The sequence below is a fragment of the Sandaracinobacteroides hominis genome (genome assembly GCF_016464365.1).
Classification (GTDB): Bacteria; Pseudomonadota; Alphaproteobacteria; order Sphingomonadales; family Sphingomonadaceae; genus Sandaracinobacteroides; species Sandaracinobacteroides hominis.
Genome location: NZ_JADCUC010000014.1, coordinates 18682 through 28449, shown reverse-complemented (window position 1 = coordinate 28449; position 9768 = coordinate 18682). Strand labels below are relative to the sequence as shown.

Here is a 9768-nt window from a genome sequence, read left to right as displayed (position 1 = left end):
AACGGGCAGGTCGAACGCATGAACCGCACGATCAAGGAGGCGACCGTCAAACGCTTCCACTACGAGAGCCACAACCAGCTTCGGACGCATCTCGCCGACTTCATGGCCGCCTACAACTTCGCCCGCCGGCTCAAAACGCTCAGCGGCCTCACACCCTACGAATACATCACCAAGATCTGGACGTCGGAGCCAGATCAGTTCATCGTCAATCCCATCCACCAGATGCCGCGACTGAACAACTAGGCGCCGCTCTTCTGCGCGCGGTTCCGCTTCCAGCGGTTCCACATCAGCACGCGATAGAAATAGATGCCAAAGCAAATCACGATCACCGCTGTGGAGAGCGGTCCCAGCACCTTGTCGATCTCGGCAAAACGGCTGCCCAGCAGGAAGCCGGCAATGGTCAGCCCCATCGTCCACAGGAAGGTCCCCAGCGTCGAATAGAAAAGGAAACTCTTCACGTTCATCCGCACCAGCCCGGCCGGCACCGAAATCAGCGACCGGATCGTCGGAAGTATCCGCCCCACGCCGACAAATCCGCCGCCATATTTTTCGAACAGCTTTCTTCCTCGCGCAATCTCTTCCTCGTCCATGGTAAAGACGCGGCCATAGCGCACCAGGAAGCCCTCGAACCGCGAAAGCCCCAGCTTCCAGGCCAGCGCGAACCAGCAGATATTCCCCAGCATCGCCCCCAGGGTGCCGGCCACGATCATCAATGCCAGCGATCCGCCGTTCTGCGCCGCATAGATGCCGGCCATCGGCATGATCACTTCAGACGGGATCGGCGGAAACACCGTCTCCACAAACATCAGGATGGCGACGGCCCAATACCCCCAGCTTTCGATGAAACTGCCGATCCAGTCGGTCATCGGGATACCGCCATGGCTTCCACGCGCTCCCAGAACATTGCGGGGATATCCGTCTGGTTGAACCGATCGATGGCGACAATGCCCGTCGGCGAGGTCACGTTGATCTCGGTCAGGCGTCCGGCGATCACGTCGATCCCCACGAACACCAGCCCCAGTCGCTTCAGATCAGGTCCCAGCCGCGCGCAGATCTCGCGCTCGGCATCTGTCAGCCCGGTCGCATGCGCAGACCCGCCGGCGGCCAGGTTCGAGCGAATCTCCCCCTCCTTCGGCAGCCGATTGATGGCCCCCGCCACCTCGCCATCCACCAGCACGATCCGCTTGTCGCCCTTCGCCACGTCCGGAAGAAACGCCTGCACCATGAACGGCTCGCGCCACACATGCCCAAACAGTTCCACCAGCGCCGGCAGATTGGAATCGCCCTCCGGCACATGGAAAACCGCCGCCCCGGCATTCCCGTACAGCGGCTTCACCACCACCGCCCCATGCTTTTTCCGAAACGCCTGCGCCGCCTCCAGCGAGCGCGTCACCAGGGTGGGCGGCATCAGATCGGCATAGTTCAGGACAAACAGTTTCTCGGGCGCATTCCGCACCGAAGCCGGATCGTTCACCACCAGCACACCCGCCGCCTGCGCCCGCTCCAGCAAATGCGTCGCCGTGATATAGGCCATGTCGAACGGCGGATCCTGCCGCATCAGCACAACATCCACCTCGCCCGCCAGATCCAGCGTCCGCGCCTCGCCCAGCCAGCGAAAATGCTGCTCGCCCGCCACCGCCGGCCGCATCACCTCCACCGGACGGGCATGGGCGACCACACGCCCCTCCACCCAATCCAGCCGATCCGCCAGATAATGCCAAAGCTGATGCCCACGAGCCTGCGCCGCTAACATCAACGCAAAAGTGGAATCCCCACCCACGTTGATCCCATGCAGCGCATCCATCTGGACGGCGACGCGCAATTGCTTAGCCATGCCGCGCTGATAGGGGGCCGGGCGCGAAAGGCCAAGCAGAGATGGCCTCAGGGCGTCAAACTGGCGCGGGAGGGGGCGGGGTTTGCCTCCGGCGGCCGGGCTCTGCCCGGGCCCGGCAGGGAAATGATTTCCCTGCACCCTCAAAATTGGAACGTGATCTTCAAGTTTTGCGTGCGCAAAGTTGGCTTACTCGCGCCGAAGGCGCAATCAACTCCGTCGCACTGCCCTATAAGATCTGGAACCAAGGCAAACCAAAAGGGGTGAAGGGGTCAAAACCCCTTCCGGAGTGCAGGGGCAGAGCCCCTGCAGAACTCACCGCGCCAAAGCCTCATACGCCGCCCGTATCCGCGTCTCCAGCTCCGGATCATGCGTAGTCTCGCGCATGGCTGCCAGAGACCGGCGCGCGGCTTCCTTGTCGCCGGCCAGTCGTTCCAGCCGCGCCCGTTCCCACCATAAGGCGGGCAGCGTGGGTGCGATCAGCGTCAGCCGCCGATAGAGGGTCAGGGCACGGGCGTCATCGCCGGCCTGGCGCGCGCGCGTCGCCTGGTTTGCCAGCAGCCGCACCAAAGTTTCGCGGTTATCGAGCAGGGCGATTTCCCGCCCGGAGGCCGGCGGCAGGGTGGCCGCGTCGACGATGCGGCCGTGGTGAAAGGCATCGATCAGCGCCATGTCGGCTTCACCCCCCACGGCCACCAGCACATGGCCGGGCATTCCCAGCACGCGGGCCTGCCAGCCTACCCGGCGGGCGAGTGCGACGTAGAGGATGGCGAGGGCTATCGGCAGGCCGCGGCGTCGCTCCAGAACGTGCAGCAGGTCGGCGTTGCGCGGCGCGTCATACGCTTCGGCGTCGCCGGTGAAATGTTCCTCGCGGGCCAGCAGGCCGGCCAGCGCCTCGGCACGGGCGGCGGAACCGGAGATCGGCGCCTCCAGCCGCCCAGCGAGCGATTCGATATAGGCGATGGGAGCCGCCAGATCCGCCCGGACGCGGTCGGCGGCGGCCAGTTCCAGTGCGGCCAGGTCCAGGCGGATATCCGCGTCGTCCTGGCATCCGATGGCAGCCAACGGGTCCATGGCGTTCTCTTTCACTGCACACCGGGAATATGGCGCGGCAAGTGACGCGGCGCCAGTGCAATAAGATCAACCCTTGCGAACACTGGCTTGCCGCCCCGGCTGGCCTCTGCCGCGAGCTGCCCGGCGGCTCGCTGCAGCCGCTCGGCCGCCCAGGGGGTCAGCGCGCAGAGCGCGGCTTCCATGGTGGCGCGGCGCTTCACTTCCACAACGGCCAGCACATCGCCGCGCCGGGCGACGATATCCACTTCGATCATCGGCATCCGCCGCCGCCGGGCGACGATTCGCCAGCCGCGCAGTTGCAGCCACAGCGCCGCAACGGTCTCGGCGCGCCGCCCCGCGCGTTCAGCCAGTTGCCGGTGCCTCACGCCTTCAGTTCCAATGCCCGGGCATAAACTTCCGATCTGGGCACCCCCAGCGCGGCGGCAACGCTCGCTGCCGCTTTTCCGGCCGGCATCGTCAGCAGCGCCGTGCGCAACGCCTGATCCAGTGCATCGGCGCTGGATACTTCGGCTTCCGGAGGCCCCACCAGCAGCACGATCTCGCCCTTCGGCTCTGTCCCGGCATAGCGCTCCGCGAGCTCGGGCAGGCTTCCGGAAACCAGCTCCTCGTGCCGCTTCGTCAATTCCCGCGCGACGGCCGCCTGCCGTCCACCCAGCGCCGCCGCCATCGCCGTCAAGGTCGCCGCCAGCCGAGGCCCGGTTTCATAGAAGATCAGCGTCGCCGGCACGCCCGCCACCGCTGAAATGGCCTTGTCCCGCGCTGTCGCCTTTGCCGGCAGGAAGCCTGCAAACAGGAATCGGTCAGTCGGCAGCCCGCTTACCGAGAGCGCGGTGATCGCGGCAGAAGGGCCCGGCGCCGTCGTCACGGCCAGCCCCCGCTCGCGCGCCGCCCGCACCAACCCGTGCCCCGGATCCGACACCAGCGGCGTCCCCGCATCGGAAACCAGCGCCACCGATTCGCGCGCCATCCGCTCCAGCAGCCGTTCTTCCACATGGGCGGCACTATGTTCGTGATAGGGCAGCATGGGGCGGTCGGAACCGGCCGCGCGCAGCAGCTTTGCCGTCACGCGGGTGTCTTCGCAGGCGACTATATCCGCCTGCCGCAGGTATCGCGCGGCGCGCGGCGACAGGTCCTCGAGGTTGCCGATCGGGCCAGCCACGATATAGAGCCCGGGGGGAAGACGTTCGGCGCCAGCATCGGGGGCCGTTTCAGTTTCATCAGGCGGAGCCGAAATCATGCAGGCAGTTTGGGCGGTAGGCACGGCAAGAGCAAGCAGCGCGCGCAGGTTCTCAACCGCAGCGGCGCTTGCCATATCTATGCTGGCGATCGCCGCCTGCACGCCGCGCGCCAAGGGCCCGGTCGCCCCGGTCGCCCCACCGCCCACCGCCGAGAAACCCGCCGAAGTGAAGCCGGGCGAAGTGCATCGGGTGGCAATCCTGGTGCCGCTGACGGGGCCCAACGCCCCCGTCGGCATCAGCCTCGCCAATGCGGCGACACTGGCGCTGGTCGATACCGGCAAGCAGGGCGTGCGTCTCACCAGCTACGATACTGCCGCACTCGGCGCTGCTGGTGCCGCCAATCGCGCGCTGGCAGATGGCGCCCAGCTGATTCTTGGCCCGTTGCTGGCGACAGACGCTGCCGCGATCAAGGCGGTTGCGGAGCCGAAGGGCGTGACGATGCTCAGCTTCTCCAACGACTCCGCGATGGCCGGCGGGCGCTTCTATGTGCTCGGCTTCCAGCCGGCGCAGTCGGTCGACCGCATCGTCAACTATGTCTCGGCGCGCGGCGTCAAGCGCTTTGCCGCGCTGGTGCCCGACGGCGTCTATGGCCAGCGCGCGTCGGTCGCCTTCACCCGCGCCGTCAGCGCGCAGGGCGGGCAGGTCGTGGCGCTCACCAACTTTGCCCGCACGTCTGCCGCGCTGCCCGCGGCCGCACGCAAGGTGACCGACTATGATGCCCGGCTGAAGCAATCCGCCTCCAGCACCGCCACAAAGCGACCGGACGGCACCATCGCCCCGGCCACGCGCAGCGTCCCGGCGATCAACTTCGAGGCGCTGCTGGTGGCCGATTCCGGCGCCATCGCCGCCGCCTTCCAGCCGCATCTCACCAAATATGGGGCGCCCGCCGGCAGCTTCCTGATGATGGGAACGGAACTGTGGAATACCGAGCCCGGCCTCGGCAAGTCCGCCGCGCTGAAGGGCGCAGTCTTCGCCGCAGTGCCTGACCAGCGCTTCGAATCCATGTCGACCCGCTATCGCGCCCGCTTCGGCGGCACGCCCTCGCGCTTGGCCAGCCTGTCCTACGATGCGATGCTGCTGGCGGCGAGCACGGCGGGTGGTCAGTGGAAGATCGGGCAGCCCTTCCCGCAAGCGGCGCTTGCCGATCCGCAGGGCTTTGCCGGCGTCGATGGCATCTTCCGCTTCCGCAACAATGTCGCCGAGCGCGGCCTGGAAGTGCAGCAGATAACGCCTTCCGGCTTCACCACGGTAAGCCCGGCGCCGACGGCGTTCTGATTCAGCTTACCCGCGACAGCTTCGGAACGGTGATCAGCGCCTGCCGCTTGGCGATGGTCAGTCGCGTCAGCCAGGGCGAATCCTTGTCCGCGAACTGGCTCGGCGTCATCCCGACGAAGGTCTTGAAATCGCGGATGAAGTGGGATTGGTCGTAATAGACGCCGGCAGCCGCCGCCTCCCAGCCGGTGTCCGGGTCCAGCCCCAGCCGTACGGCGGATTGCAGCGCCCGATACTTGCGGGACAACAGCTTGGGTGAAGCGCCATAGACCCTGAGCGCCAGCCTCTCGATCTGACGCGACGACATGCCGGTGATCTTCACCAGCTCGTTCACGTCGGGATTGATGCTGCCTGCCAGCCATTCGTCGGCGGCGCGGGTGAACCACAGCGGCGGCGGCTTCGCCTGCATGGAGAGCAGCAGGAAGAAGGCGTCCATCGCCGCCACGATCTCGCGCGGATTGCGCGCCTCGCCCATGCGATCCAGCGCGCGGCCGGCAACCGGCCCGGCCACATCGCGCAGGTCGGTCAGCATGTCGGTGAATTCACTGGCCCCCGCGCCCACCAGCGCCGCCCATCCGGCCGGCAGCAGCCCGGCGCCGCAGATCCGCAGCGGCCCTTTGGCGCGGAAGGTGACGGCAACGTTGGTCGGCCCACACAGCGCTGTCTGGGGCATCCGGATTTCGGCGCCTCCCCCATAGGAAAAGGTGCCGCTGCCCTGAAACATGAAGCGGACCTGGGGCAATTCAGCCCGAAGCGTGTCCGTGAGGGCAGGAATATCTGCCTCGAACAGATAGTAGCTGGACACCCAGCTTCTGAGAGGAGCGGCTGGCGAGAAATAGCGCAGCGAAAAGGCAGGCGCCCTCATGCCGTCTTTGCCGATTTGGAAGGAGTTGGAACCGGAAGAACCGGCCCTGTGTCCGCCAGCCTCAACTGCGCAATTTCCTTTGCGACCACCTTGAATTGCAGACGAAGGACACGACGCCGTCTGAAACAGCCTGTTTAAATGAAGGCAGGGCAACGCATAAGGACACAACGCCCCTGCCCCCGCGATTGCTCCAACCATGCGCTTCGTGACTTGCGCGCGTCAAGACCCTTTCGCACACGCAAAAGACACCCCAGGGCCAAAAAAGGCCCCAGGGTGTAAAAGTGAGGATGGGGTCCGAGAAACAGGAATCCAGGTAAACACCCTTGGAAACCCTCGCGGGAATCCTCGAAAGCTTACCCCCTGCTACGCGAAACGAGCCATCCTTTGGGTCGCAAGCATCGGATAGGCCGGGGCTTTGCGTCGGTCTTGTACGGATTCGACAAAAGCCTTGTCGTGCGGGGTGCCAGCACTTTGGTTGATTGCCCGTGCACGCATCGAGGCTTGCGCCCGAACGGCGTCACTGCAAAGGGCCGGCTGCATGTTCAAACTGCTCCGGCCCCTCCTCTTCCGTCTCGATCCCGAAACCGCGCACGGGCTCACGATCCGCGCCCTCGAAGCGCTGCCGGCACGCAAACACCCGGCACTCGATCCGCTGCTGGAAACGCGCTTCGCGGGCCTCGCCTTCCCCAGCCCGGTGGGCCTTGCTGCCGGTTTTGACAAGAATGCAGAAGTCTGGCGGCAGATGCTGGGCTTCGGCTTCGGCTTTGTGGAAGTCGGCACCCTCACGCCGCTGCCGCAACAGGGCAACCCGAAGCCGCGCATCTTCCGCCTCGCCGAAGACGCCGCCGTCATCAACCGCCTCGGCTTCAACAATGGCGGACTGCAGGCGGCGCTCCCCAGGCTGGCCCCCAACAAGCGGCTGGGCATCAATGTCGGTGCCAACAAGGATTCCGCCGACCGTATTGCCGATTATGCGCTGGGCGTCCGCACAGTCGCCCCGCATGCGGCGTGGATCACGCTCAACATCTCCTCTCCCAATACGCCGGGTCTGCGCGGCCTGCAGGGCGATGCGCTGCCCGAACTTCTGGCGGCCGCAGCCGAGGCGCGCGGCGCCCACGATACGCCGCTCTTCCTGAAGGTCGCCCCGGATCTCGACGACACGCAGGTGGGCGCCATCTGCGACGCCGCGCTCGCCAGCAAGCTGGCGGGCCTCATCATCTCCAACACCACGCTCGCCCGTCCGGCCACGCTGCGCTCCGTCCACGCTTCCGAAACGGGCGGCCTTTCCGGCGCGCCGCTGCGCGATCCCGCCACCGCCATCCTGCGCCAGTTCTCCCGCCGGATCGAAGGCCGGCTGCCGCTGATCGGCGCCGGCGGCATTTCCTCTGCAGAGGATGCCTATGCCCGCATCCGCGCCGGCGCCTCGGCGGTCCAGCTCTACACGGCCATGCTCTACGAAGGCCCCGGGCTCCCCACTCGCATCGCCAAGGGCCTCTCCACCCTGCTCCGCCGCGACGGCTTCCGCTCGGTTGCTGAGGCGGTCGGCACAGAAAGCGATTGAGCCGTTGGCCCAGCCAACCTAGGACTGTCGGAATGTTGAAATCGGCCGTCCCGGCGCTCCTTCTCGCAATCGCCCTTCCTGCTGCCGCGCAGCCCCCTTCCGCGCAAAGCCAATCGGCGCCAACGGCAGTCGCGCCCGATACTACACCCACCACCAGTTTCTATGAACCGGACGGCGCCACGCTACGGCGAACGCCCGCCTCCACCGCCGCCAGCGGTGCACAGGTCGCCACCTCCGCCGACCCCATCGCCACCGCCGCCGGCCGCGAGATGCTGGAGGCAGGCGGCAACGCCGCCGACGCCGCACTGGCGATGATGATCACACTCACCGTCGTCGAGCCGCAATCGAGCGGCATCGGCGGGGGCGGCTTCCTCGTCTGGTACGACGCGAAATCGGGCAAGACCTTCACCATAGACGGCCGCGAACGCGCCCCCGCCGCTGCCAGATCCACCCGCTTCCTGAAGCCGGACGGCACGCCGATGGGCTTTGTCTCCGCCGTTCCCGGCGGCTATTCCGTCGGCGTCCCCGGAGCGCTTGCCCTGATAGCCGACGCCCACAAGCGCTGGGGCACGCTGCCCTGGGCACAGCTGTTCCAACCCGCCATCCGCGCCGCGAAGAACGGCTTCCCCGTTTCGCCGCGCCTCAACCGCTTCACCGCCAGCCGCGGCGAAATGCTTGCCGCCAGTCCGGCGGCCGCCCGCATCTATCTGGATGCCAGGGGCGAACCCTGGCCCGTCGGCCACATCCTGAAGATGCCGGAACTGGCGACCACGCTGGAAACGATCGCCGCGAAAGGCCCGGACGCCTTCTACAAGGGTCCGATCGGCGCCGAGGTCACCAAGGCTGTCGCCAACGCCTTCCACAACCCGGCAGCGCTCACGGCGCAGGATCTGGCTGCCTACACCGCAACCGACCGCGACCCGCTCTGCCTGCCCTATCGGCAGTGGACGCTGTGCACGATGGGCCCGCCGTCGTCCGGCGGCATCGCCGTGCTGCAGATCCTGAAACAGCTCGAACGCTTCGACCTGAAGGGGCTAGGCCCGGACAACCTGCTGTCCCAGCACCTCTTCGCCGAAAGCCAGCGCCTCGCCTTCGCCGATCGCGAAGCGTTTGGCGCCGACGGCGATTTCGCCGACGTGCCGGTGAAGGGCCTGCTCGCGCCGGACTATATCGCCAGGCGCAGCGCCCTCATCCGCATCGACAAGGCGATGTCGGACGTGAAAGCCGGCACGCCTGCCTTCACCGCCCCCAAAACCATGGCAACGCTGTCCAGGCAGAAGCTGGCCGACGTTCCCTCCACCAGCCACATGGCCGCAGCAGACAGATCGGGCAACGTCGCCACTCTCACGTCCACCATCGAGGGGCCGTTCGGCTCCGGCCTCGTCGCCGCGGGTTTCCTGCTCAACAACCAGCTGACCGACTTCGATTTCGCCCCCATCCGTCCGGACGGCTCAAATGCGCTGAACGCCATCGAGCCGGGCAAGCGTCCGCGCAGCTCGATGACGCCCACCATTGTCTATGACAGGAGCGGCAAGCCCATCGCAGCCTTCGGCGCGGCGGGCGGCGCCACTATCATCGCGCAGGTCGCAAAGGCGCTGATCGCCCATCTCGATTGGGGGATGTCCGTGGAGAATGCGATTGCAGCGCCGCAGATCATCGCCGACCGGCGCGGTATCCGCTATGAAGAAGGCAGCCGGATCGCCGGCATGGAGGCAGGTCTGAAGGCGCTGGGTCACACCGATGTTCGCGCCGCTTCAGCCCTGCCGCTGAAGGCCAATGGAGTTGCGCGTACGGGAAGCGGCTGGCGGGGCGCTGCCGATCCCAGAAGCGAGGGCCTCGCGCTCTCGACCGACAAGTAGCGTACGGGGGAAAAGATGAGCCAGGCCGACATCGAACTTGCCGAACGCCTGCGCGACGCAGAGCGCGC

General features: G+C 66.7%; 10 protein-coding genes. 4 read left to right on the top strand and 6 right to left on the bottom strand.

Annotation, left to right across the window (positions count from 1 at the left end; translation table 11 throughout):
- The coding region (locus IM784_RS16705) for an integrase core domain-containing protein (RefSeq protein ID WP_199556481.1) at positions 1 to 243 on the top strand (243 nt) is incomplete at its 5' end.
- On the opposite strand, the gene IM784_RS16700 is transcribed toward IM784_RS16705, so the two are convergent.
- From IM784_RS16700 to rsmI, 5 genes are all read right to left on the bottom strand, one after another.
- Positions 240 to 866, bottom strand: a complete 627-nt coding sequence (locus IM784_RS16700; RefSeq protein ID WP_199556480.1) for a DedA family protein — start codon at positions 864 to 866, stop codon at positions 240 to 242. The genes IM784_RS16705 and IM784_RS16700 overlap by 4 nt on opposite strands.
- A complete protein-coding gene (gshB, locus tag IM784_RS16695; RefSeq protein ID WP_199556479.1) occupies positions 863 to 1834 on the bottom strand; it encodes a glutathione synthase in 972 nt (323 codons plus the stop codon). The genes IM784_RS16700 and gshB overlap by 4 nt, the downstream gene beginning before the upstream one ends.
- 312 nt (positions 1835 to 2146) lie before the next feature.
- Positions 2147 to 2920 carry a transglutaminase-like domain-containing protein gene (locus tag IM784_RS16690; RefSeq protein ID WP_328799573.1) on the bottom strand — a complete coding sequence of 258 codons (774 nt, stop codon included), beginning with the start codon at positions 2918 to 2920 and terminating at the stop codon, positions 2147 to 2149.
- On the bottom strand, positions 2917 to 3270 hold the full coding sequence (locus IM784_RS16685; protein WP_199556478.1) for a YraN family protein: 354 nt from the start codon (positions 3268 to 3270) through the stop codon (positions 2917 to 2919). The genes IM784_RS16690 and IM784_RS16685 overlap by 4 nt, the downstream gene beginning before the upstream one ends.
- Positions 3267 to 4142, bottom strand: a complete 876-nt coding sequence (gene rsmI / locus IM784_RS16680) for a 16S rRNA (cytidine(1402)-2'-O)-methyltransferase (protein ID WP_199556477.1) — start codon at positions 4140 to 4142, stop codon at positions 3267 to 3269. The genes IM784_RS16685 and rsmI overlap by 4 nt, the downstream gene beginning before the upstream one ends.
- Positions 4143 to 4221: 79 nt before the next feature.
- Between rsmI and IM784_RS16675 the strand changes: the two genes are divergently transcribed.
- The gene (locus tag IM784_RS16675; RefSeq protein ID WP_199556476.1) at positions 4222 to 5418 is read left to right on the top strand and encodes a penicillin-binding protein activator; all 1197 of its coding nucleotides are present in this window, start codon (positions 4222 to 4224) and stop codon (positions 5416 to 5418) included.
- Between the two features lies 1 nt (position 5419).
- On the opposite strand, the gene IM784_RS16670 is transcribed toward IM784_RS16675, so the two are convergent.
- On the bottom strand, positions 5420 to 6280 hold the full coding sequence (locus IM784_RS16670; RefSeq protein ID WP_199556475.1) for a helix-turn-helix domain-containing protein: 861 nt from the start codon (positions 6278 to 6280) through the stop codon (positions 5420 to 5422).
- A gap of 538 nt (positions 6281 to 6818) precedes the next feature.
- Here IM784_RS16670 and IM784_RS16665 point away from each other — a divergent pair.
- Together IM784_RS16665 and ggt are read left to right on the top strand one after the other, a co-directional pair.
- Positions 6819 to 7841, top strand: a complete 1023-nt coding sequence (locus tag IM784_RS16665; RefSeq protein ID WP_199556474.1) for a quinone-dependent dihydroorotate dehydrogenase — start codon at positions 6819 to 6821, stop codon at positions 7839 to 7841.
- A 32-nt stretch (positions 7842 to 7873) separates the two neighbouring features.
- Positions 7874 to 9700, top strand: a complete 1827-nt coding sequence (gene ggt, locus IM784_RS16660; RefSeq protein ID WP_199556473.1) for a gamma-glutamyltransferase — start codon at positions 7874 to 7876, stop codon at positions 9698 to 9700.
- Positions 9701 to 9768: the final 68 nt, after the last annotated feature.